The 21,449-nt window shown below is 69.8% G+C and carries 24 protein-coding genes; 18 read left to right on the top strand and 6 right to left on the bottom strand.

What is annotated here, in order from left to right; genetic code table 11:
- Positions 1-4: 4 nt before the first annotated feature.
- Positions 5-718 carry a 5-formyltetrahydrofolate cyclo-ligase gene (locus EPL03_RS14060; protein WP_135829964.1) on the bottom strand — a complete coding sequence of 238 codons (714 nt, stop codon included), beginning with the start codon at positions 716-718 and terminating at the stop codon, positions 5-7.
- Positions 719-881: 163 nt separating this feature from the next.
- Here EPL03_RS14060 and EPL03_RS14055 point away from each other — a divergent pair, with 163 nt between their 5' ends.
- The gene (locus tag EPL03_RS14055) at positions 882-1,688 is read left to right on the top strand and encodes a hypothetical protein (RefSeq protein WP_135829963.1); all 807 of its coding nucleotides are present in this window, start codon (positions 882-884) and stop codon (positions 1,686-1,688) included.
- 56 nt (positions 1,689-1,744) lie between these two features.
- Here the strand turns inward: EPL03_RS14055 and EPL03_RS14050 are convergent, their stop codons facing one another.
- Positions 1,745-1,945, bottom strand: a complete 201-nt coding sequence (locus tag EPL03_RS14050) for a hypothetical protein (RefSeq protein WP_135829962.1) — start codon at positions 1,943-1,945, stop codon at positions 1,745-1,747.
- 114 nt (positions 1,946-2,059) lie between these two features.
- On the opposite strand from EPL03_RS14050, the gene EPL03_RS14045 reads away from it, so the two are divergent.
- Together EPL03_RS14045 and EPL03_RS14040 are read left to right on the top strand one after the other, a co-directional pair.
- On the top strand, positions 2,060-3,085 hold the full coding sequence (locus EPL03_RS14045; RefSeq protein WP_135829961.1) for a hypothetical protein: 1,026 nt from the start codon (positions 2,060-2,062) through the stop codon (positions 3,083-3,085).
- Between the two features lie 36 nt (positions 3,086-3,121).
- Complete coding sequence (locus EPL03_RS14040; RefSeq protein ID WP_135829960.1) at positions 3,122-3,751, top strand: hypothetical protein; 630 nt, start codon at positions 3,122-3,124, stop codon at positions 3,749-3,751.
- A 25-nt stretch (positions 3,752-3,776) separates the two neighbouring features.
- On the opposite strand, the gene EPL03_RS14035 is transcribed toward EPL03_RS14040, so the two are convergent.
- The 4 genes from EPL03_RS14035 to EPL03_RS14020 all read right to left on the bottom strand — a co-directional run bounded on the left by EPL03_RS14035 (position 3,777) and on the right by EPL03_RS14020 (position 7,889).
- Positions 3,777-5,423 carry a tryptophan--tRNA ligase gene (locus EPL03_RS14035; protein WP_135829959.1) on the bottom strand — a complete coding sequence of 549 codons (1,647 nt, stop codon included), beginning with the start codon at positions 5,421-5,423 and terminating at the stop codon, positions 3,777-3,779.
- A 99-nt stretch (positions 5,424-5,522) separates the two neighbouring features.
- A complete protein-coding gene (gene endA, locus EPL03_RS14030; RefSeq protein ID WP_135829958.1) occupies positions 5,523-6,551 on the bottom strand; it encodes a tRNA-intron lyase in 1,029 nt (342 codons plus the stop codon).
- A gap of 471 nt (positions 6,552-7,022) precedes the next feature.
- Positions 7,023-7,244 carry a hypothetical protein gene (locus EPL03_RS14025; protein ID WP_135829957.1) on the bottom strand — a complete coding sequence of 74 codons (222 nt, stop codon included), beginning with the start codon at positions 7,242-7,244 and terminating at the stop codon, positions 7,023-7,025.
- Positions 7,245-7,328: 84 nt separating this feature from the next.
- Positions 7,329-7,889, bottom strand: coding sequence for a 2'-5' RNA ligase family protein (locus EPL03_RS14020; protein WP_135829956.1), 561 nt, complete (start codon positions 7,887-7,889; stop codon positions 7,329-7,331).
- 401 nt (positions 7,890-8,290) lie between these two features.
- Here EPL03_RS14020 and EPL03_RS14015 point away from each other — a divergent pair, with 401 nt between their 5' ends.
- The 15 genes from EPL03_RS14015 to EPL03_RS13950 all read left to right on the top strand — a co-directional run bounded on the left by EPL03_RS14015 (position 8,291) and on the right by EPL03_RS13950 (position 21,416).
- A complete protein-coding gene (locus tag EPL03_RS14015) occupies positions 8,291-9,577 on the top strand; it encodes an argininosuccinate synthase (protein ID WP_135829955.1) in 1,287 nt (428 codons plus the stop codon).
- A gap of 1 nt (position 9,578) precedes the next feature.
- Complete coding sequence (argH, locus tag EPL03_RS14010) at positions 9,579-11,036, top strand: argininosuccinate lyase (RefSeq protein ID WP_135829954.1); 1,458 nt, start codon at positions 9,579-9,581, stop codon at positions 11,034-11,036.
- Positions 11,037-11,207: 171 nt separating this feature from the next.
- On the top strand, positions 11,208-11,372 hold the full coding sequence (lysW, locus tag EPL03_RS14005) for a lysine biosynthesis protein LysW (protein WP_135829953.1): 165 nt from the start codon (positions 11,208-11,210) through the stop codon (positions 11,370-11,372).
- A gap of 1 nt (position 11,373) precedes the next feature.
- On the top strand, positions 11,374-12,240 hold the full coding sequence (lysX, locus tag EPL03_RS14000) for a lysine biosynthesis protein LysX (RefSeq protein WP_135829952.1): 867 nt from the start codon (positions 11,374-11,376) through the stop codon (positions 12,238-12,240).
- Positions 12,240-13,313 carry an N-acetyl-gamma-glutamyl-phosphate reductase gene (gene argC, locus EPL03_RS13995; protein WP_135829951.1) on the top strand — a complete coding sequence of 358 codons (1,074 nt, stop codon included), beginning with the start codon at positions 12,240-12,242 and terminating at the stop codon, positions 13,311-13,313. Before lysX ends, argC begins: the two co-directional genes overlap by 1 nt.
- Positions 13,310-14,272 carry an acetylglutamate/acetylaminoadipate kinase gene (locus tag EPL03_RS13990; RefSeq protein WP_135829950.1) on the top strand — a complete coding sequence of 321 codons (963 nt, stop codon included), beginning with the start codon at positions 13,310-13,312 and terminating at the stop codon, positions 14,270-14,272. Before argC ends, EPL03_RS13990 begins: the two co-directional genes overlap by 4 nt.
- A gap of 28 nt (positions 14,273-14,300) precedes the next feature.
- On the top strand, positions 14,301-15,440 hold the full coding sequence (locus EPL03_RS13985; protein ID WP_135829949.1) for an aspartate aminotransferase family protein: 1,140 nt from the start codon (positions 14,301-14,303) through the stop codon (positions 15,438-15,440).
- Positions 15,437-16,498, top strand: a complete 1,062-nt coding sequence (locus EPL03_RS13980) for a [LysW]-lysine hydrolase (protein WP_135829948.1) — start codon at positions 15,437-15,439, stop codon at positions 16,496-16,498. The genes EPL03_RS13985 and EPL03_RS13980 overlap by 4 nt, the downstream gene beginning before the upstream one ends.
- Entirely contained in the window at positions 16,495-17,454 is a 960-nt protein-coding gene (gene argF / locus EPL03_RS13975; RefSeq protein ID WP_394346945.1) for an ornithine carbamoyltransferase, read from the top strand. The genes EPL03_RS13980 and argF overlap by 4 nt, the downstream gene beginning before the upstream one ends.
- A 59-nt stretch (positions 17,455-17,513) precedes the next feature.
- Positions 17,514-17,819, top strand: coding sequence for an AbrB/MazE/SpoVT family DNA-binding domain-containing protein (locus EPL03_RS13970; protein ID WP_135829947.1), 306 nt, complete (start codon positions 17,514-17,516; stop codon positions 17,817-17,819).
- On the top strand, positions 17,812-18,255 hold the full coding sequence (locus EPL03_RS13965; protein ID WP_135829946.1) for a PIN domain-containing protein: 444 nt from the start codon (positions 17,812-17,814) through the stop codon (positions 18,253-18,255). Before EPL03_RS13970 ends, EPL03_RS13965 begins: the two co-directional genes overlap by 8 nt.
- A 141-nt stretch (positions 18,256-18,396) precedes the next feature.
- Positions 18,397-19,218 (top strand): manganese catalase family protein, encoded by an 822-nt coding sequence (locus tag EPL03_RS13960; RefSeq protein ID WP_135829945.1) that lies wholly within the window; start codon positions 18,397-18,399, stop codon positions 19,216-19,218.
- A gap of 284 nt (positions 19,219-19,502) precedes the next feature.
- Positions 19,503-20,459: an alpha/beta hydrolase gene (locus EPL03_RS13955; protein ID WP_135829944.1), complete on the top strand. Its 957-nt coding sequence runs from the start codon at positions 19,503-19,505 to the stop codon at positions 20,457-20,459.
- 87 nt (positions 20,460-20,546) lie between these two features.
- Entirely contained in the window at positions 20,547-20,690 is a 144-nt protein-coding gene (locus tag EPL03_RS20100) for a hypothetical protein (protein ID WP_168216270.1), read from the top strand.
- 123 nt (positions 20,691-20,813) lie between these two features.
- Positions 20,814-21,416 carry an N-acetylmuramoyl-L-alanine amidase gene (locus tag EPL03_RS13950; protein WP_135829943.1) on the top strand — a complete coding sequence of 201 codons (603 nt, stop codon included), beginning with the start codon at positions 20,814-20,816 and terminating at the stop codon, positions 21,414-21,416.
- The last annotated feature ends 33 nt before the right edge of the window (positions 21,417-21,449 follow it).

Genomic DNA, 21,449 nt, shown 5'->3' with positions numbered 1-21,449 from the left:
GACGTCAGCGTCGTTCGGACCGTAGTCGCTGTAGGATGGGAATCGCCGCGATCTGCTCGTCGGACAGGTCGTCCCACGAGACGTCACTGGGTTTGGAGTCCGGCGCGCTCGTCCGAATCGAGCGCTCGGGCGTCAACACCCGGTCCATCGGTACGTCGTGGTCCGACGTCGGAATCCCGTCGTCGACGACCTGCAGTTCGTGGACGGTCGTGACTGTCGTCGTCGCGTCGTCGACGAGTCCGAACGCTCGGAGAATCGCGAATTCGAGGTCGCTGTACCCTTCACCTTTGCCGACGCGCCCACCCCGGTCGTCGACCGCGACGCTGCCCGAGACGATCAGGTCGACCCGCTCCATCTCGTCGGGGCCGACCTGCGTGCCGAGTTCGGAGGAACCACCGACCGTCGTCGCGTGGTCGACGTCGTCTATCTCGTCCGGGTCCAGCCGGAGGAAGCATCGCTCGTCCCGGAGGCGGGGGACGGCCATGTAGACAGTCTTCCCGGCTCGGAGTGCGGCGCGCCGAACCGGTAGTTGCGGAGCGTCCGGGTTCGACTTTATCGCGTCGGCCTCGCGCCACGCGTCGGTGGACGCGAGCCGCTCGGCCGCCTCGTCCGCGCCCGCGAAGTTGGGGATGCGGCCGTGGGGCGGGAAGGGAAAGCGCGCTTCGCCGCTCTCGTCTAACCCGTCCCAGACGCGCTCGCGGAGTCGCTGTTTGTCCATGAGTCGCCTCTCGCTCGCCCGCCTCAAAAAGCACACTTCCGCGACCCGAACGAATCGACGACCGCTTCGCGCCGTTCGAGACGTGGTCGCGGGCGTCGCGCGCGCATCGGAAACTCTCCGGCGAAAGGTAATCGTTAAACGGTGCGCGTCCAACGTTTCGGATATGCAACGACGAGCCGCGACGGTGTACGCCGTCCTCTTTCTCGTCATCGCCGCAGGAGCCTACTCGCTCGTCGGCGTGGCGGACAGTCCCACCATCGACCTCGATGGGGAGACGTACACCGAGAACGAGAGCCTGCCAGTCGCCGGATACGAGTACACGGTCGCGTCGGTCGGGGACGGCGAGGGGACCCTGACCCGGGTCAACGAGTCGTCGGTGTACACCGCGACGCTGGACAACGACACGACGGTCGACCTCGACGACGAGACCTATCGAGTCCTCATCGCGAACACGTCGGACCCCGACGAGTTCACGCTGCGCGAGGAGTTCGATCTGGGCGAGAACGTGACGAACGTCACGCAGGACGGCACCGAGTACATCGTCCGCAACGAGAGCGACGGCAACCGCACGCTGGTCCCGAGAAGCGAGTACGAGCGCCAGCGGTTCGGCGAGCCCGACACGCGGACGTACGCCGAGAACGACACCTTCGACTATCAGGGCAACGAGACCACCGTGACCAACGTCACCGCCGACGCGGCACAGCTCCAGTACGTCGCGCCCGCGACCGAGGAGACGTCGCTGGCCGAGGGAGGAAACGTCACGCTCGGACCGAACGGCGAGGAGGCGTTCGTTGCGCACTTCCCCGAGGAGGGCGTGGTCCAGCTCTCGACCGACCTGGAGGGCTACGACGAGCAGGTCGAGGAAATCGACCGGTTCGACGAGCGTATCGCGGGCCTGTGGGGCGTCGCCATCCTGAGCGGCCTCACGCTAATCCTGCTGGTCGGACTGGCGTTCCTGCCGAACAAGTAGTCACCCCGACGTGGGGTCCCTTTTCGCGTCCGGTTCTTGCGGGTCCTCCGCTCGGCTTATTGCCGGACGAGCCACGCCAGCCCCGCACCGATGGCGACGGCGGCTATCGCGCCGAACGCCTGGCCGACCGCGAGCGCGGTTCCGGCCGACTTGTAGCTCCACGGGGTGCCGATCACGGTCGCGACGCCGACGAGGACGAGTAGGACGCCGAAGCCGACGCCGAGCGGTTCGAGTCTATCTGCGAGTGCAGCGGCCATGTCCGAGAGGTTTCGTCCCGCTCGGTTAACTCTTTCCGGGTCGGCTCGACGGCGGGCAGGCGGTCGCCTTGGCCGGGCTTTAGGTGGACCGACTGCGAACGTCTCGCCGAGTCGATGCAACGCTCGGTGCCCACCCGCCGCACGCTCGCGCTCGTCGGACTGCTCGTAGTCGGCGTGGCGTGTAGCTTCGCGTTCCACGCCGCGCTGGCCGGCACGGAGATAACCTACGACGCGACGCAGGTCGGGTCCGGCGAGGACCCCGCCCGGGTCGCGGCGGCCGACTCGGACGTGGTCGCCCTCGACCGCCGCCTCGACGGAGTCCCGGCCGAGGACCGCCGGCCGGTCCGACGCGCCGCGAGCGACGGCACCTTCGAGGGGAACGTCACGCCCGACCTCGACGTCGCGCTCGACGACGTGGAGGCGGCCTACGTCGTCTACGAGGGGTCGTACTACCGCTGGAACCGCACCGCCGACGCCGAGACGACGTTCCTCCGGATCGAGATGGCTCGGACCGACGCCGCGGCGGTCCTCGACGACGTCGCGGAACCGTACGGGACGGCTCCCCCGGACGTGAAGACCGCCGTCGAGTCCGGGTCGGTCACGGCCGACTCGGTCGACCGTGGCGTCTACCGCCGCGGGGACGCCTACTACGCCGTGGCTCCCGAGAGCGGTGCGGCGGTCGCGACCACGCTCCTCGGCGGGTTCGCCGGCTACCTCCTCACGCCAGTCGGGCGGGGATACGTCGCGGTCGCGCTCGGACTGCTTGCCTACCGATACCGGGACCCCTCGGCCGACCGCGTCCTCACCGTCCGTCGGGCGATAGCCGTGGCTGCGCTCGCCGTCCCGGTCGCGCTCGTCGGCACCGCCCTGTTCGAGAGCGGGTCGGTCTCCCGGTTCGTCCGGGGCCCCACGAGCTCGCTCGTGGTCGCCACCGGCGTCGTCGCCGGCGTCCTCGTCCACCAGCGTCGGTGGGCCCGGCTCGTCGGGGTCACGGTGGGCGTCGTGGCGCTCGTCGTCGGCGTCAACGCGCTCGCGCTCGGTCCGTTCGGCGCGCTCGTCAGCGTCGTCTCGGTCCTCGTCGGGCTCGCGGCCGGGGTCGTTCCGCTGGCCTACGGCGTCGCCTTCGCCCGTGCCTCTTGACGTTATCCTTTTGACTTCACTGGGAGAACGTCGACTATGGTCCCCCGCAACTCCCTCGCGGCGTGGCTCCCCGCCCTGGCGCTCGTCCCCGCGACCGCCGCCGCACACCCCGCCTCCGAACTGCCGAGCGTCGACGTCGGACTCGCCGGATTGGCCGTGCTCGCACTCCTGTTCTACGCCGTCTACGTCGTCTTCTCGGTCGCCGTGGGCGTCGTCGTGCTGGGCGTCTCGGAGTTCGTCCTCTCGGGGTCGTACGTCCGGGCCGTCGAGAACCGGATACGCGACGGCCCCGGTCGGGCCGGCCTGCTCGGCGTCGGCGCGGTCGTCGGCGGGTTCGTCGGGTTCGTCCTGTTGCTGGTCGTCCTGCTCGTCCTCGTCGAGGTCGGGTTCCCCCAACCCGTCGTGCTCGTGGCCGTCCTCCCGCTGTTGGGCGGTACGCTGTTCGCGTACGTCGGGTCCACCGTCGGGACGATAGCGCTCGGGGCGTCGCTGCTCCGGCGGTTCGGCCGCGACGAGCCGAACCTCTGGCTCGCGCTCGTGGTCGGTGCGCTGGTCGCCAACGTCCCGGTGGTCAACTTCGTGCTCGCGTTCGTCGTCCTCTTCGTCGGCGTCGGCGCGATGGTCGGCCAGTGGTGGGGCGGTCGAGGCGGCGCGCCGCCCCGGTAGTCCCGCGGCCCGACCGAGCGGGCCTTCAGCGCCGCGCTCGGTCGCTATCGAGTTCGATGTCCGCCCGCTCCAGCAGTTCCTCGACCTCCTCGCGCTTCCGCTGGTGGTCTTCGAGGAACTCCCGCATCAGCTCGGCGGCCTGCTCCTTGCAGTCCCCACACAGGCGCTCGCCCCCGACGCACTCGTCGTACACGCGCTTGGCGAACTCGTCGTCGTCGCCCGCGAGCAGGTAGGCGTACAGCTCGTAGACGGGGCACTCGTCGGCCCGCCCGCCCAGTTCGCGCTGTTTCTCGGCGGTCTCCCGGCCGCCGGTAGTCGCCGCTTTCACCTTGTCGTAGCCGTCCTCCGGGTCGTCGAGCAGGCTGATGTGGCTCGCGGGCACCGACGAGGACATCTTCCCGCCGGTCAGTCCCGTCATGAATCGGTGGTAAATCGACGAGGGCGCGACGAAGCCGTAGCCGCCGTGGTCGAGTTCGACCTCGCGCGCCAACGCCTCGGCCTCGTCCCGCGAGAGGTCGAACGCGTCGACGTGTTCGTCGAACACCCGTTTCTCGCCCGCGACCGCGTCGATGAGCGCCTCGAACGCCTCGTCGGTCGCGTTCCGGTCGAGGAATCGCACGCGGGGCCGGAGCGGCTCCTTGCCGGCCTCGCGGAGCTTGGCGACGATGGTCGCGCGCACCTCGTCGGCGGTCATCTCGGCTTCGAGCCAGTCGGCGGCGTCCTCGCACCGGACCGGCTCGCCGCCCCCGCCTTCGTCGCGCTCGGCGGCCTCGTCGGCGAGCGCGGCGTGGGCCGCCGCGAGCAGTTCGCGCTCGCCGGCGTCGGCCTCGAAGCTCGCGTACGCCTTCGTCACGCCGAAGTAGCGCGTCCGGGCCGCCAAATCCCGCGCCAGCCTGACGTGGGGGTCCTGGTCGGGGCCGACCGGGATGACCGTGGGCTTGGGCTCGTCGAGTTGGGGGTAGAGGATGTCGGCCATCTGAGTCACCACGCTCTGCATGTGCGAGACGCTGGTCTCCCCGGAGAAGCCGTAGATGTTCTCCAGCTCCGAGAAGTTGGCCGACGCGCCCAGCTCGAACGCGAGGTCCTGGACGTCGCGGTCGCCCGACTGCCGGTAGAGCGTGCCCTCCTCGGGGTCGAACCCGAGCGCGAGCAGGCTGAGCAGGTAGTCGCGGGCGTGCTCGTCGATTTCGTCCCACGACATCCCGCGCGCGCTGTTGGCTTCGAGGTCGGCGATGAGCGCGTAGGCGTCCCCGCCCTGGCGCTGGTGCCAGATGAGCTCGTCGAACACCAGCTTGTGACCGATGTGGGGGTCGCCGGTCGGCATGAACCCCGAGAGCGCGGCGAACGGCTCGTCGTTGACCATCGCCTCGGCGACCCGGCGGTAGTCCCGGTGGCCGAAGATGACCCCGCGCCGCATCAGGTAGTGGGGGTCGGGCACCTCGTCCAGCAGTTCGTCGAACTCCTCGATGCCGAACTCCTCGAACAGCTTCCGGTAGTCGGCGACGGTCGCCGACCCCCACGGGTCGAGGGTCGCGCCGTCGTCGCCGGCCGCCTCGGTCCCGCCGTCGGCTACTGCCCGACGGCCCGCGGGCTCGCGCCAGTCCTCGCCCGACGCGGGGCGCTGGTCGTCGGACGATGCCTCGGTCTCGCGCGGGCGTTCGTCACCTGTCATGGCGAAATCGACTGGCGGCGAGCCAATCTACTCCACCGTAGGGGGTCGTCGGCACAAAAAGGGGTCGCTTCGGCGGTGGCGGCGTCCCGACGCGCCACGTCAGGGGGTCAAGCGCCCGACCGACACCCACGTCACGCCGTCGCCGTCGACCAGCGCGAACACCATGCGCTTGCGGACGCCGTGGGCCAGTCGCACGTCGAGCGCGAGGTCGCGGGGCGCGAACGCGTGGTCGGCCGGAAGCACTCGCACGAGACACTCCGAGTGTCCCAACTCGTCGACCGACTCCACCGCGGCGTAGGTCCGGAAGTCCGCGCCGAACTTGAACCCCGTCTTGGGAACCACCCCGCGCTCGCGGAGCGCCCGGTAGACCCGGAGCCGGCGGTCGAATCGCTCGCCCTCGACCGCCCGACCGCGCTCGCGAACCGACTCCGCACCGGAATCGAGCGCGAGCGCGCCCTCGTCGGCCAGGGACGCCGCCTCGACCAGCGACAACTGGAGCGCGCCCGGCCGGTCGGGCTCGCGGTCCCGGAGCGGTTGCCCGTAGAACCCCCGCTCGTGGAGGCGCTCGGGCGGCTCCCACGCCACCACCCGGTCCCCGAGCAGGTCGGCGGGGACGCCTTCCGGGAGGTCGACGCCCGACGAGCCCCGGAGGTCGGGGCGGTCGGTTTCGAGGTAGGTGATCTCGCTCTCCTCGTCGACGACCGCCAGCACCGCGTCGCCGAGGTCGGCGGCGGGTACGTCCGCGCGCTCGCCCGCGACCCGGACCCGGTACAGCACCGCGTCGTCCCACGGCCCCTTCCCGCGCGGGTAGACGACGAAGTCGGTGTCCGAGCGCGGCGACGCCACCCAGTCCTCGCGGTCGGGCGAGAGGTAAAAGCCCCGGTCGCGCAGGTCGGCGTACACCAGGAACCGGGCGGTGACCGCCCCGCCCGTCCCGGCGAGGAACTCGCGGAAGCCCTCGCCATCGACGGCGTCCAGGTCACCCTTGAACAGCAGGTAGGCGGCCTCGACGCGCGACAGGGCGACCTCCTGGCCGCCGAGCGGGCGACCGTAGCCGCTGGAGTCGTAGAACCGCTGGCGGGCGTCGCCGCCGACGACGACCTCGCCGTCTCGAAGGCGTCCGTCCATGCTCCGGTGTCCGGGTCCGCGGACCAAACGGCTTCCGGTGTCCGACGAGCCGTCCGAGCGTCGTTCGCGCGGGCGGCGTTTCGTGACGCGATGCGAACTCGGCCGCGGGACGCGACGGCGGCACGTCGATTCGCTTTTCCATCGTCGGCGCGCGTCGACTCGCCATTTCACGGTCGGCGCGCGCTGGCGTCTCGTCGAGCGGAGCGAGACAAGGCTGGTGGGAGCGTGTCTCCCACGGCGCGACCTCGTGTCGCGCCCAAGCGCGCGAGGTCCTGGTGAGCGGATGTGAACGAGGGCTCGTCAGCGCTCGTCTCTGACGGCGGCGGGGCGCGTTCGTGTGCCCCGAGGCTGGGGCGGCGTGAGGCTCCCGCTGTGCGGATGCGGAGCGGTTGCGGTGCGGATGCGGTGCGGTTGCGGTGCGGTTGCGGAGCAGTGCGGTTGGCCCTGGTGGACTGAACGGCCGAGGCGCGGTCACGCGAGTAACGCGAGTGTGACCGCGGAAGTCACAGCCCGCATGGTTCGAACATCGAAGAGTTTCGTCATCACGAGCGCGACGCGATCGGACGACGGCGAAGCGCGCGCAGGCTCGCCAGACGCGGGTTGTCTGGCGGCGGCGAGCGCGTCGAGGGTGTTCGAGGCGTTAATTGCGGTTTCAGCGTGGTCGGAGAGCGGGCCGAAACCGTTCGAGGTCACGGACCCAGCTCCAGTCGCCGCTCTCGACGCCGCCGAGCGTACGAACCGGGTCGACCCCGATGCGAGGGCGGCCGACCGTGGACGCTACGCCGGCAGCGGGAACGTCGCGACCGACTCCTCGTACTTCGCGTCCCAGACGTCCAGCCTGTCGACGGTCCACGTCACCGGCTCGACCTCGCGGTCGGCGAGCCGGCGCGCGTCCGCGACGTCTCCGCCCCGGGCCAGCGTGACGTGGGGCACGTAGTCGTCGCCCTCGAACGCCTCGACCGCCGAGAACTCGGGGAGCAGTCGCCGGTGGACTCGCCGGAGTCCGGGGCTCTCGACCGCGAGGTACGCGACCGGCCCCTCGCCCAGCGGCGGGTTCGGGAAGTAGTCGATGCCGGCGACGCGGGCCTCGAACGCCGGCGCGCCGGCCAGCGCCTCGCGGACGCGCTCGCGCAGGCGCGGAACGTCCCTGCGGCGCTCGTCTCGCGAGGTCCCCCAGTTCGCGTCGCTCCGGCCGCGTCCGCCCGTCCCGTCGTCGCCCAGTCGCTTGCAGACCAGCGAGTGGCGCTCCCGGATGCGCTCGAACGCCAGCAGGGCGGGCCGAAGCTCCTCGGCGAGGCGACTGACCTCGCCCGGAACGGGGACGTTGAGGCTGTACACGCTCGACCCGTCGGCGGCCACGAACCAAGAGGATGACGGTCCGGGCGACGCGTGGCCGCGAGCCCCGACGCTTCGAAGTCACACCTCCGGGACGGCGATGAATAATGGAGTTAAAACGGTATTAGGTATCATACCGTGGGTTGCAAACCTTGCCTCGCCGAAAGAGTTTAAATCCTCGGGGCCAGAAGCTACTGGTGATGACACGGTCTCGCGGTTCCGGAGTGCCCGCGCTCGTCGGGAGCCGCGCGTCCACCCTCGTTCTCGCCCCGCGACGACGACCGGGGTCCCTGTAGACCCCATCTTATCCTCACTCCGACTCGGCCGGTCGCGTCCCGCTCGACGCGACCCGTATCGCTTCCGAACCGCTGCGAAACCACGACACCCGAAATCACGACACCACAATGACGACACAATCCACCGTCGCGCTCGCCTTCTCGGGCGGGCTCGACACCACGGTCTGCGTCCCGCTGCTCGAAGAGGAGTACGGCTACGACGAGGTCATCGGCGTCACCGTCGACGTCGGCCAGCCCGCCGAGGAGTTCGACGAGGCCGAGGAGACCGCCGACGCGCTCGACCTCGACCACTACGTAATCGACGCCAAAAGCGAGTTCGCCGAGCAGTGCCTCGACGCGGTCAAGGCCAACGCCACGTACCAGGGCTATCCGCTGGGTACGGCCCTGGCGCGTCCGGTCATCGCCGAGGCCATCCTCGACGTGGCCCAAGAGCAGGGCTGTGACGCCATCGCACACGGCTGCACCGGCAAGGGCAACGACCAGCTCCGGTTCGAGGCGGTGTGGCGCGACTCGGACCTCGACGTAATCGCGCCCGTCCGCGAACTCGGGCTGACCCGCGAGTGGGAGATGGAGTACGCCGCCGAGAAGGACCTCCCGGTCGAGGGCGGCAACGAGGGCGACTGGTCCATCGACACCAACCTCTGGAGCCGGTCGGTCGAGGGTGCCGACCTCGAAGACCCCGGCTACGTCCCGCCCGAGGACATCTACGAGTGGACCGACGCGCCGGGCGAGAACGCGCCCGCGGACGGCGCGTTCGAGACCGTCGATATCGCCTTCGAGGACGGCTACCCCGTCGCGCTCGACGGCGAGGAGCTGCCCGCGGTCCAGCTCATCGAGTACCTCAACGACCTCGCGGGCAGCTACGGGGTCGGGCGCTCGGACATGATGGAAGACCGCATGCTCGGCCTGAAAGTCCGCGAGAACTACGAGCACCCCGGCGCGACCACCCTCCTGAACGCCCACGAGGCGCTCGAAGGACTCGTCCTGACCGAGGAGGAGCGCGCGTTCAAGAAGCAGGTCGACGCCCAGTGGGCCGAGAAGGCTTACGAGGGTCTGCTGTCGGCACCGCTCGTGGACGCACTCGACGGGTTCGTCGAGGCCACCCAGCAGAAGGTCACGGGCACCGTGACCATCAAGTTCGAGGGCGGGCAGGCCCGCCCGGTCGCCCGCGAGAGCGACTACGCGGTGTACTCGGAGTCGGCGGCCTCGTTCAACACGGAGTCGGTCGACGGCATCGCCCAGGAGGACGCGACGGGCGTCGCCAAGTACCACGGCTTCCAGTCGCGGCTGGCCAACGCGGTCGCGGCCGACGCCGAGGCCAAGAAGGAGGAACTGCTGGCCGACGGCAGCGGCGAGAGCGAGGCCCAAGACGCCTCGACGAGCGAGGGCGAGTGAGATGACGGAGGGGAGCGAATCCGAGGGCGACGTGGTGCGCCGCGACCGCTTCAGCGGCGGCCCCGCTCGCGGGTTCCTCTCCAGCCTCGCGGCCGACGAGCGCATCTTCGCGGCCGACCTCGCGGTCGACCGCGCGCACGTCGTGATGCTCGCCGAGCAGGGCATCGTCGGCGACGACGAGGCCGCCGCGATTCTCTCGGCGCTCGACGACGTGGAGAGCGCGGGCTTCGACGCCCTGCCCGAGGGCGAGGACGTCCACGCCGCCATCGAGACGGCGGTCGTCTCGCGGGCGGGCGACGTGGGCGGGAAGATGCACACCGCGCGGTCGCGCAACGACGAGGTGGCGACCTGCATCCGGTATCGCCTGCGCGAGGACGTACTGGCCGCCGTCGAGGCGACCGTCGCGCTCCGCGAGGCGCTGGCCGAGGTCGCCGAGGACCACGTCGACACCGTGATGCCCGGCTACACCCACCTCCAGCCCGCCCAGCCCACGACCGTCGCCCACTACCTGCTGTCGTACGAGCAGGCGGTCGCGCGCGACACCGCCCGGCTGTTCGACGCCTACGCCCGGGTCAACCGGTCGCCGCTCGGCGCGGCCGCGTTCGCGGGCACGCCGTTCGACGTGGACCGCGAGCGCACCGCCGAACTGCTCGGATTCGACGGCGTCGTCTCGAACTCGATGGACGCGGTCTCGACTCGCGACTTCCTCGTGGAGGTCGTCGCGGCGCTCGCGAACCTCGCGACGACCGTCTCGGGGCTCGCCGAGGACCTCGTTGGGTTCTCGAAGGACGGGGTCGTCGAGCTGTCGGACGACTACTCCTCGACCTCCTCCATCATGCCTCAGAAGAAGAACCCCGACACGCTCGAACTCGTGCGGGCGACCGCCGGCGACGCGGCGGCCGGGCTGAACGGCCTGCTCACGACGCTGAAGGGCCTGCCCCGGGCGTACAACCGCGACCTCCAGACGGCGACGCCCCACGCGTGGGAGAGCGTCGACGCCGTGACCGAGGCGGTCGAGGTCGCGGCCGGCGCGGTCGCGACCGCGACGTGGGACGAGGCCGCGCTCGCCGAGGCGGCGGGCGAGGGGTTCTCGACCGCGACCGGGGTCGCCGACCTGCTGGCGATGCAGGGGATTCCCTTCCGGACGGCCCACGAGTTGGTCGCCGAGGCCGCGGAGGAAGGCGACGACTACGCCGCGCTCGACGCGGCCGCCGAGGAGGTCCTCGGCGACTCGCTGTCGGCGTACGTCGAGCGCGAGGCGGTCGAAGCCGCGCTCGACCCCGCCGCCAGCGTGGCGGCCCGGGACTCGGCGGGCGGCCCCGCGCCCGACGCGGTGGCGGGGCGGCTCTCGGCGGTCGAGGACTCGCTCGCCGCCGACGCCGACGCACTGGCGACCGAGCGCGACGCGCTGGCGAGCGCCGACGAGAAACGCCGCGCGGAGGTGAGTCAGTTTGACTGAGCCGCCGCCGGTCCCGTCCGGGACCACACTTATATACCAGCCGAGCCGACGACGCGGTTCGGATTGATGCGGAATTCTGCCCGTCACGCGATTAGAGCCGACTCCGAGCTATGTAAATTAAACGATAAGTTCGATGGGTTTAAGTAGTAACGCGGGGTACGAAGGGGTACGATGACAGAATGCGTCGAGTGCGGGGCGGACGTGGCCCTGCACGATTCGGCAGAGGTAGGAGAGATAGTCGACTGCACGACCTGCGGTGCGGAGCTGGAAGTCGTCGACCAGAACCCGCCAGTCCTCGACCGAGCCCCGGAGCTCGAAGAGGACTGGGGGGAGTAGATTGCAGCTCGGACTGCTCTACTCCCGGATTCGGAAGGACGAGAAGCTGCTCCTCTCGGAGCTGCGCGAGCGCGGCCACGACGTGGTGAAGATAGACGTGCGCGACGTCCGGTTCGGACTGACCGAGGCCCCCGAGGTGTTCGCGGACCTCGACCTCGTGGTCGACCGGTGTCTGGCCACGAGTCGGAGCCGGTACGCCACGCGCTTTTGCGAGGCGTACGGGATTCCGGTCGTCAACTCGCCCGAGACCGCCGAGACCTGCTCGGACAAGGTGCAAAACAGCCTCGCGCTCGCGGGGGCCGGCGTGCCCACGCCCGCGACCGAGGTGTCGTTCACCACGGAGTCGGCGCTCGAGAGCATCGAGAAGTTCGGCTACCCCTGCGTCCTCAAGCCCGTCATCGGGTCGTGGGGTCGGCTGATGGCCAAGATAGAGTCCCGGAGCGCCGCCGAGGCGATTCTGGAACACAAGGCCACGCTGGGCCACTACGAGCACAAGGTGTTCTACGTCCAGGAGTTCGTCGACAAGCCCGGCCGCGACATCCGCGTGGTCGCCACCGACGGCGAACCCGTCGCGGCGATGGCCCGCTCGTCGGACCACTGGCTCACCAACGCCGCGAAGGGCGCGGACACCGACGGGTTCAAACTCGACGACGAGGCCGAGCGACTCGTGAAGCAGGCCAGCGACGCGGTCGGCGGCGGCCTGCTCGGGGTCGACCTGATGGAGACGGGCGACTCCTACACCGTCCACGAGGTCAACCACACGGTCGAGTTCAAGGCGCTCAACGACGCGGTCGAGGTCGACGTGCCCGCCGCCGTGGTCGACTGGCTGGAGACGAAGGCCGACGCGAAACCGGAGGTGGCGGTCTGATGGCCGCCCAGGCCCGGTCGCGCGACGACGCGGGCGAAACCCTCGGGGCCACCGTGGTCGGCGGCTCCGGCTTCGCGGGCGGGGAACTCCTGCGCCTGCTCGCGGGCCACCCCAACTTCGATATCGCCGAGGCGACCAGCCGGCAGTACGCCGGCAAGTCGGTCGGCTCGGTCCACCCCAACCTGCGCGGGACCGACCTGCGCTTTTCGGACCCGGGCGACCTCGACTCGGTGGACGTGCTGTTCGCCGCGACGCCCCACGGCGTCTCGATGGGCCAAATCGACGAGTTCTACGAGGTCGCCGACCTCGTGGTCGACCTCAGCGCGGACTTCCGACTCGACACCGAGGCCCAGTACGAGGAGTGGTACGACGGCCACGACGCGCCCGAGTATCTGGACGAGGCGGTGTACGCCCTGCCGGAACTCCACCGGGAGGACCTGCCGGGTGCGGACCTGATCGCGGCCGGGGGCTGTAACGCCACCGCGACGATTCTGGGGCTGTACCCGCTGTTCGAGGCGGGGATTCTGGACGGCGACTCGGACGTGGTGGCCGACGTGAAGGTCGGCTCCTCGGAGGGCGGTGCGGGCGGCGGCGCGGCCTCCAGCCACCCCGAGCGGTCGGGCGTGGTGCGGCCCTACGCCCCGACCGGCCACCGCCACGAGGCCGAGATACAACAGGAGCTCGGAGCCTCGGTCTCCTTCACGGCTCACGCCGTGGACATGGTTCGCGGGGCGGCCGCGACCTGTCACGTCTTCCCGGAGTCGGCCGTCTCGACGGGCGACCTCTGGGGAGCCTTCCGCGAGGCCTACGACGACGAACCGTTCGTCCGGCTCCAGTCGGGCGGGTCGGGCGTGTATCGCTACCCCGAACCCAAAGCGGTCGCGGGGACGAACACGGCCGAAGTCGGCTTCGAACTCGACCCCGGCAACGAGCGCGTGGTCGTCTTCAGCGCCATCGACAATCTGGTGAAGGGGACGGCCGGGCAGGCGGTCCACGCCGCCAACCTCGCGCTCGGCGTCGAGGAGACGGCCGGACTCGAATTTTCGGGACTCCACCCGGTGGGAAGTCCATGACCGAGTACGCGAACGACGACCTGCGCGAGGCCCACGAGCAGTTGATAGACAACGACCTCGGAGACGACGGCCTGCGGACTGACGGCGGCGTCGCGGGCGGTGACGACGAAGACGACCGTCCCGTCGTGGTCAAGATCGGCGGCGCGCGAGCCGTCGACCCGGCGGGCGCGCTCGCGGACGTGGCCCACCTCACCGCGAACGGCGAAGACGTGGTGGTCGTCCACGGCGGGTCGACGGCGGTCGACGACGCGCTCGAACGCCTCGGCGAGGAACCGGAGTACGTCGAGACGCCCGGCGGCGTCGTGGGCCGGTTCACCGACGAGACCGCGATGGAGGCGTTCGAGATGGTGTTGCCCGGCAAACTCAACACCGACCTCGTGGCCGCGCTCCAGAACGAGGGCGTGAACGCCGTGGGGCTGTCGGGCGCGGACGGGCAACTGCTGACCGGCCCGCGCAAGTCCGCCGTGAAGGTCGTCGAGGACGGCCGGAAGAAGATTCGCCGGGGCGACCACTCCGGCAAAGTCGAGTCGGTCAACGCCGACCTGCTGGAGACCTTACTGGCCGACGACTACGTCCCGGTCGTGACGGTGCCGATGCTCGGCGCGGACGGCGACGGGAGCACGACCGAGTTCACGCCGGTCAACGCCGACGCCGACCGCGCGGCCGCCGCCGTCGCGGCCGCGCTGGGCGGCGAGTTGGTCGTGTTGACCGACGTGCCCGGCGTGCTGGCCGACCCCGACGACCCCGACACGCTGGTCGAATCGGTCGAGACGCCGGCGGACTTGGCGGCCGTCGAGGACGCCGCCGAGGGGTTCATGACGAAGAAAGTGATGGCGGCCGTCGAGGCGCTGGAGGGCGGCGCGGCCTCGGTCACCGTCGCGGACGCGAACAACCGCGACCCCATCACGGTCGCCCGGACCGGCCACGGTACCACCTTCCAACCGGGGGCGGTCAGATGACCCCGGCCACCGACCGGGAGGTGGTGACGTGACCGGCGGCTTCGTCTACTCCGAGAAACCGATCCGCATCGAGCGCGGCGAGGGCGTCCACCTCTACGACGGCGACGGGACCGAGTACCTCGACTTCGGCGCGAGCTACGGGGTCGCGGCGGTGGGCCACTGCCACCCCGAGGTCGTCTCGGCGGTCCAATCGCAGGTCGAGCGGCTGACGTTCGTGCAGGCCAGCTACCCCAACGCGGCCCGCGACGGCCTCTACGACAAGCTGGCGGCGGTCGCGCCCGGCGACCTCGACGACGTCTGGCTCTGCAACTCCGGCACCGAGGCCAACGAGGCCGCGCTCAAGTTCGCCCGGAGCGCGACCGGCGACTCGAAGATAGTCGCGGCCCGCGACGGCTTCCACGGCCGGACGATGGGGTCGCTCGCGGCGACGTGGAAGCCCAAGTACAGGACGCCCTTCGAACCGCTCGCGGGCGGCGTCGAGTTCGTCCCGTACGGCGACGAGGCGGCGCTCGCCGAGGCCGTCGACGACGAGACGGCCGCGGTCCTGCTCGAACCGATTCAGGGCGAGGGCGGCGTCAACCCCGCGCCCGAGGGCTACTTGCAGGCGGCGCGCGAGGCCGCCGACGACACCGGCGCGGCGCTGATATTCGACGAGATACAGACCGGACTCGGCCGGACCGGCGCGCTCTGGGCCTGCGAGAAGCGCGGCGTGACCCCCGACGTGCTCACGTCGGCGAAGGGGCTGGGCGGCGGGCTCCCGGTCGCGGCGACCCTCTGTGCGGACTGGGTCGCCGAGGACGCGGGCCCGCACGGCTCGACGTTCTCGGGCGGGCCGGTCGTCAGCGCGGCGGCCGAGGCCACGCTGTCGGTACTCGCCGACGAGGACCTGCCGGCGAACGCGGCCGAAGTCGGGGAGCATCTCCAGTCGAAACTGAGGGGTCCCGAGTTACCGATTCGCACGGTCCGGGGCGAGGGCCTGCTGGTCGGCGTGGAGGTCGGGCGCGGCGCGAACGCCGTCCTGAAGCGGCTGGCGATGAACCACGGCGTTCTGGCGCTCCCGGCGGGACGGTCGGTCGTTCGCCTGCTCCCGCCGCTGACCGTCGAGCAGTCCCACGCCGACGAGGTAATCGACGCGCTCGGCGCGGCGCTCGCGGAGGTGTCGGCGTGAGCGCCGAAGTGGCCCCCGACGAGGACGCCCGCGACCTGCTCGAAGACCTCGTGTCGATTCCCTCGCCCACCGGCGAGGAACGCGAGGCCGCGGAACGCCTCGCGGCCTTCTTCGAGGACGCGGGCCGCGAGGTCTGGCTCGACGAGGTGGGCAACGTCCGCGCGCCCGCCGACGACTCGGTCCTGCTGACCTCGCACATCGACACCGTGCCGGGCGAGATTCCGGTGCGGGTCGAGGCGTCCGAGGACGGAATCGAGGAACTGTGGGGCCGGGGCAGCGTCGACGCCACGGGGCCGCTCGCGGCGATGGCGGCGGCCGCGGTCGCAACCGGGGTCAGCTTCGCCGGCGTGGTCGGCGAGGAGACCGACTCCCGGGGCGCGCGCCACCTCGTCGCGGACCGCGAGGCCCCCGACGCGGTGGTCAACGGCGAACCCTCCGGCTGGGACGGCGTGACCCTGGGCTACCGGGGGTTCCTCGCCGGGGAGTACGCGGTCGAGACCGACTCGGCCCACACCTCCCGTCCCGAACCCAACGCGATTCAGACCGCGATGGCGTGGTGGTCGCGGGTGGCCGACGCGTTCGAGGTCGGCGGGAGCGACGCCGAGACGCCCGTCTTCGAGCAGGTCACCGCCAAACCCGTCTCGTTCGAGGGCGGCACCGCTGCCGACGGCCTCTCGGTCGAGGCGGGCGTCGAGGCCCAGTTCCGGATTCCGCCCGGCGAGTCGGCGGCCGACATCCGCGAGACGGTCGAGGGCGCGGTCGAGTCGGGCGAAATCGAGTGGCGCGAGCCGATTCCACCCGTGATGGAGAGCCCGCGAACCGAGGTCGGCCGAGCGTTCCGGGTCGGGATTCGACGAGTCGGGGGCGACCCCCGACTCCTCCGAAAGACGGGCACCAGCGACATGAACCTCTACGCCGGGGCGTGGGACTGCCCGATGGCGACCTACGGTCCCGGCGACTCCGAGTTGGACCACGCGCCGAACGAACGCCTCGACCTCGCGGCGTTCGACCGCTCCATCGCGGTCCTGAAACGCGTCTGCGAGGACCTCGAAGAATGACCGAACGCGCCATCCAGACCATGCCGAACTCGACCGACGAATCACCTCCCGACTCGCTGCTCGACGTCGACGACCTCTCGGACGACGACCTCGCGGCGGTTCTCTCGACCGCTGCGGACATGAAGGTCGCCCGGAAGCGAGGCGAGTCCTACGTCAGTCTGCCCGACCGGAGCCTCGCCATGCTCTTCGAGAAGCCCAGCACCCGGACCCGGGTCTCGTTCGAGGTCGGGATGACCCAGCTCGGCGGCCACGCCGTCTTCCTCGGGCCGGACGCGACCCACCTCGACCACGGCGAACCCGTCGCCGACACCGCACGGGTGCTCTCGCGGTACGTCGACGCCGTGATGGCCCGCGTGTTCGACCACGGCGCGCTCGAAGCGATGGCCGACCACGCCACCGTCCCGGTGGTCAACGGCCTCTCGGACGACGCCCACCCGTGCCAGACGCTCGCGGACCTGCTCACCATCTACGAGGCCTTCGATGGCTTCGAGGACGTCAGCGTCGCGTGGGTGGGCGACGGCAACAACGTCGCCCAGTCGTTCGCGGTCGGGTCGGCGATGGCGGGCCTCGACCTCACGATGGCGACGCCCGAGGGCTACGGACCCGACGACGAGGTGCTGGCCCGCGCGGCCGACCGGGGCGACGCGCCCGAGGTCGTCCACGACCCCGAGGCGGCGGTCGAGGGCGCGGACGTGGTGTACACCGACGTCTGGGTCAGCATGGGCGAGGAGACCGAGCGCGAGGAGAAGCTCGGGGACTTCGAGGGGTTTCAGGTGAACGGCGACCTGCTGGCTGCGGCCCCGGACGCGGCCGTGATGCACTGCCTGCCGGCCCACCGCGGCGAGGAGATAACCGGCGACGTGCTCGAGAGCGACAGCGCCATCGTCTGGGAGCAGGCCGAGAACCGGCTCCACGCCCAGAAGGCGCTGCTGGCGTACCTGCTCGGGGCGACGTAAGAGCGAGCTTCGAGGTCGTACAAACGTTTTTGTTTTACGGAGGCTAATGGTAAGAGTACATGGCGAGTAAAGCTACCGACGGGCGAGTCGTCCGCGTCTCCAAGAAGGGCCAGACGACCATCCCGAAGGCGCTTCGGGAGAAGTTCGACATCGACGCGCCCGGTCGCGTCCGCTTCCGCGAAACCGACGCGGGCGAGATCGTCGTCGAGCCGGTTCCCCATCCGTCCGACCTTCGGGGGTCGCTCGCCGACGAGGACGCCGAACCCGGAGACGTCTGGGAGAAACTCCACGAGTTGCGAAGCGAAGAGTGCCGGCGCGAGGACGCCGAACTCGACCGGCTCGCGGCGACCGGCGACGATGAGTAGCGCGTTCGTCTTCGACGCCGAACCGCTCGTCGCGTACCTCCACGACGAACCCGGAGCCGACCGCGTGCAGGACGTACTGGAACGGGTGTACGATGGAACGCTCGAAGCCGAGATGAGCGAGGTCACGGCGACCGAGGTCGCGTACAAGACCGCGTGGTTACACGCCGACGAGCGACTGACCGACGACGACCTCGACCTCGGACGACGGCAGGTTCGGAACTTCGTCGACGGCGGAATCGAACTCGTCTCGCCCACCGACTCGTGGGAGACCGCCGCGCGGATAAAAGCCGGCGGTGGTATCTCGCTCGGTGACGCATTCGCAGTCGCACTCGCTGCCGAGACCGACGCGACTCTTCTCGTCGGAGCTGACGACGACTTCGACGGCCTCGGCGTGTCCGTCGACGTCGAGCGAATCAGGACGACGGCAGCGACGTGACGCCGCCCCGTCGCAATCGACCTGCTCGGGGCGGCGTGAGCCGGCCAGTAGTCTCGGATTCCTTTTGACTAGTCGAATACGAATAGCGACGGCCAACACTCGTTATACGCCTTCGCGCCGCATCTCGGCCGGGGAGACACAGTGTTCTATCACGACAACGAACTCCAGTTCGAGGTCGAAGTCGAGGAGCCCGACCCGCAGTTCGCGAAGATGCTCCAGCAGGCCATCGGCGGAGCCGAGGGCGAGATGCGCGTCGCGCTCCAGTACATGTTCCAGGCGTTCGCGGTGCCCGCCGACAAGCAGGAGTTCCGCACCCTCTTGATGGAGACGGCGGCCGAGGAGCTGGGCCACATCGAGATGCTGGCGACCGCCGTCTCGAAGAACCTTCAGGACGCGCCAGAGGAGATGCGCGAGGAGGCGCGCCGGAACGACGCGGTCGTGGACGCGATGATGCAGAGCGGCCAGCCCAGACAGGCGCTGTCGGCCGGGCTCCACGCGATGCCGGTCGACGCCAACGGCGTCCCGTTCAGCGGGAACTCCGTGGTCGCCAGCGGCAACCTCGCGGCCGACATGTACGCCAACGTGATGGCCGAGTCGACCGGGCGACTGCTGGCGACCCGGCTCTACGAGATGACCGACGACCCCGGGATGAAGGAGATGCTGTCGTACCTCATCGCCCGCGACACCATGCACCAGAACCAGTGGCACGCCGCGCTCGAAGAACTGGGCGAGACGGTGCCGGTGCCCGCGAGTTTCCCGCAGGACGAGGAGAATCAGGACCACGACTACGAGTTCATGTCGACGTTCCGCGAGGAGATAGAGGACCCCGCGCGGCCGTGGACGCAGGGCGAGTCGTTCGACGGCAAGGGCGAGTTCTCGTTCGGCCGCCAGCCCGGCGGCGGGCCGCCGAACCTCGAGAAGACCATCGAGGAGATGTACAACGAGGCCACGGCCGACGAGTGAGGGGTTCGAGTCCCGTCGTCTCGCGTCCGGGGCGCTGACCGCCGGTGGGCGAGTCGCGCGAGCGACCCCGCACGCGGTGAGGGTCCGCAGCTACCGCCGCGACCGTTTTCAGTCGGGGTACCATTTATCGGCATGCTTTCAACTACTTCTGAACGGGAAATGTTTTCAACCGAGGTATTTCTTAATACGATGTCCAAAAAATAAGGGATAGAGTGGCTGACTTCCTATTCCACGATTTCGTAGATATAATTAAATACTTATACTACGTGGATATTCGATGAAATATGTCGGAGGCACACCCTGACATCGAAGCGGTCGTTTCCGAGGTACCGCCACTTCACACGCTCCCGCTCGAAGCCGCGCGCGACGGTTACCGGGACTTCATGGCCGTCGACGCCGAACTCGGGTCGCTCGCGGACGTGCGCGACAGCGCCGCCCCCGGTCCGGACGACGGCACCGTCCCCGTTCGGGTGTACACGCCCGGAGGCGAGGGCCCGTTCCCGGTGCTGGTCTGGATGCACGGCGGCGGGTTCGTCCTCGGCGACGTGGACTCGTACGACCCGGTCTGTCGGGTGCTGGCCGACGAACTCGACTGCGTCGTGGTCGCGCCCGACTACCGACTCGCGCCCGAACACCCCTTCCCGGCCGGACTGCGCGACTGCTACGCCGCCGTCGAGTGGGCGGCCTCCCGGACCGAGATGCTGGGTGGCTCGGACCGACTCGTCGTCGGCGGCGACAGCGCGGGCGGGAACCTCGCGGCGTCGGTCTCGCTGCTCGCGCGCGACCGGGGCGGTCCGGAAATCGACTATCAGGCGCTCGTCTACCCGACCACGGCCTTTTCCGACGAGTTCGCCGACGAGCCCTGCGGCGACGACTGTTACTTCATCACCGAACCCGACCTCGAGTGGTCGTGGGACCTCTACCTCGAAAACGAGGTCGACGGGATGAGTCCGTACGCCTCGCCGCTCCGCGCGCGGGACCTGAGCGACCTCCCGCCGGCGACCGTGCTGACCGCCGAGTTCGACCCGCTCCGGGAGGAGGGCGTCGCGTACGCCGACCGGCTCGACGACGCCGGCGTCCCGGTCGAACACGTCCACTACGGCCGGATGGTCCACTCCTTTTTCACGAACCTCGCCGAACCTCGCGTCGAGCGCGCGTGGGACGCGCTCGCAGAACTCGACGCGCATCTCACCCGGGCGCTCGACGAGGCCGACGAGGAGAAGCGTCTGGCCACCGCCTGACGACTCGCGACGACGTCTCGGCGCGAGTACGTTTCTGATAGAAAGTAGTTAATTTTATAGCAACAGAGGATAGAACGTAATCTGGCTATGAAGCAAGCACTCAGAATCGGACTGATACTCACGTTCCTGACCGCGCTCCTGCTCGTCGGTACTACCGGCGCGCTGGCTGGCGAGTGCATGAGCATCGGCGACGTCACAGTGAATTGTGCCTGTGACAACATGTGCTACTGACGCCGGCGGCCAACCGTAATTTTTCCCGGAGACGACGAGGCCGGAAGTCGCTGGTATTCGACCCAATTTAATTCTCTAGAAATAAACTTTATTTATTTACTCAATCAATATAAAACTGTGCCCATGGAATCCAGACGCGACCTGCTGAAGAAGCTCGGTGCCGCGAGTACAGTCGGCGTCGGTGCGACCGCGCTCTCGACCGGGTCGGCGGCGGCCAAGCCCGCGGTCGACTGGGAGCCCGCCCACTCCAGTAACTACACGTCGGCGGACCGTGGCGCTGGGGACATCGCCGGCGTCGTCATCCACGTCGCGCAGGGCTCGGCCGAGGGGACCGTCAGTTGGTTCCAGAACCCCGACGCCAACGTGAGCGCCCACTACACCATCCGGGACGACGGCTACAAGTACCAGAGCCTCAGCGACATCAACATCGGCTGGCACGCCGGCGGCACCCAGTGGTACACCGACCACACAATCGGCATCGAGCTCGGCGGCTACGTGGGCAGCGGCTTCCCCGACGCCCAGTACCAGAGCACCGCCGAACTCACCTCGTGGCTCTGCGACCAGTACGACGTCCCGAAGAGCCGCATCTCCGGCGTCGGCGACTGCTACGGCGAGGCCGGCATCATGGGCCACCATCAGGTGCCCGAGACCGACTGCGGCTACAACGACCACACCGACCCCGGCCCCAACTGGGACTGGGACTACTTCATGAGCCTCGTCTACTGAGTTCGCGCCCGACTACGGGGCCCGGAGTGTCCG

This window comes from Halorussus halobius (assembly GCF_004765805.1).
Lineage (GTDB): Archaea > Halobacteriota > Halobacteria > Halobacteriales > Haladaptataceae > Halorussus > Halorussus halobius.
Note: the sequence above shows the minus strand (reverse complement) of the source record. Positions and strands in the feature narration are given on the sequence as shown.

Excerpts from the sequence above, each read along its gene's own strand:
- EPL03_RS14060 (WP_135829964.1), bottom strand. The coding sequence starts at position 718 with ATGGACAAACAGCGACTCCGCGAGCGCGTCTGGGACGGGTTAGACGAG.
- EPL03_RS14055 (WP_135829963.1), top strand. The coding sequence starts at position 882 with ATGCAACGACGAGCCGCGACGGTGTACGCCGTCCTCTTTCTCGTCATC.
- EPL03_RS14050 (WP_135829962.1), bottom strand. The coding sequence starts at position 1,945 with ATGGCCGCTGCACTCGCAGATAGACTCGAACCGCTCGGCGTCGGCTTC.
- EPL03_RS14045 (WP_135829961.1), top strand. The coding sequence starts at position 2,060 with ATGCAACGCTCGGTGCCCACCCGCCGCACGCTCGCGCTCGTCGGACTG.
- EPL03_RS14040 (WP_135829960.1), top strand. The coding sequence starts at position 3,122 with ATGGTCCCCCGCAACTCCCTCGCGGCGTGGCTCCCCGCCCTGGCGCTC.
- EPL03_RS14035 (WP_135829959.1), bottom strand. The coding sequence starts at position 5,423 with ATGACAGGTGACGAACGCCCGCGCGAGACCGAGGCATCGTCCGACGAC.
- endA (WP_135829958.1), bottom strand. The coding sequence starts at position 6,551 with ATGGACGGACGCCTTCGAGACGGCGAGGTCGTCGTCGGCGGCGACGCC.
- EPL03_RS14015 (WP_135829955.1), top strand. The coding sequence starts at position 8,291 with ATGACGACACAATCCACCGTCGCGCTCGCCTTCTCGGGCGGGCTCGAC.
- argH (WP_135829954.1), top strand. The coding sequence starts at position 9,579 with ATGACGGAGGGGAGCGAATCCGAGGGCGACGTGGTGCGCCGCGACCGC.
- lysW (WP_135829953.1), top strand. The coding sequence starts at position 11,208 with ATGACAGAATGCGTCGAGTGCGGGGCGGACGTGGCCCTGCACGATTCG.
- argC (WP_135829951.1), top strand. The coding sequence starts at position 12,240 with ATGGCCGCCCAGGCCCGGTCGCGCGACGACGCGGGCGAAACCCTCGGG.
- EPL03_RS13990 (WP_135829950.1), top strand. The coding sequence starts at position 13,310 with ATGACCGAGTACGCGAACGACGACCTGCGCGAGGCCCACGAGCAGTTG.
- argF (WP_394346945.1), top strand. The coding sequence starts at position 16,495 with ATGACCGAACGCGCCATCCAGACCATGCCGAACTCGACCGACGAATCA.
- EPL03_RS13970 (WP_135829947.1), top strand. The coding sequence starts at position 17,514 with ATGGCGAGTAAAGCTACCGACGGGCGAGTCGTCCGCGTCTCCAAGAAG.
- EPL03_RS13965 (WP_135829946.1), top strand. The coding sequence starts at position 17,812 with ATGAGTAGCGCGTTCGTCTTCGACGCCGAACCGCTCGTCGCGTACCTC.
- EPL03_RS13955 (WP_135829944.1), top strand. The coding sequence starts at position 19,503 with ATGTCGGAGGCACACCCTGACATCGAAGCGGTCGTTTCCGAGGTACCG.
- EPL03_RS20100 (WP_168216270.1), top strand. The coding sequence starts at position 20,547 with ATGAAGCAAGCACTCAGAATCGGACTGATACTCACGTTCCTGACCGCG.
- EPL03_RS13950 (WP_135829943.1), top strand. The coding sequence starts at position 20,814 with ATGGAATCCAGACGCGACCTGCTGAAGAAGCTCGGTGCCGCGAGTACA.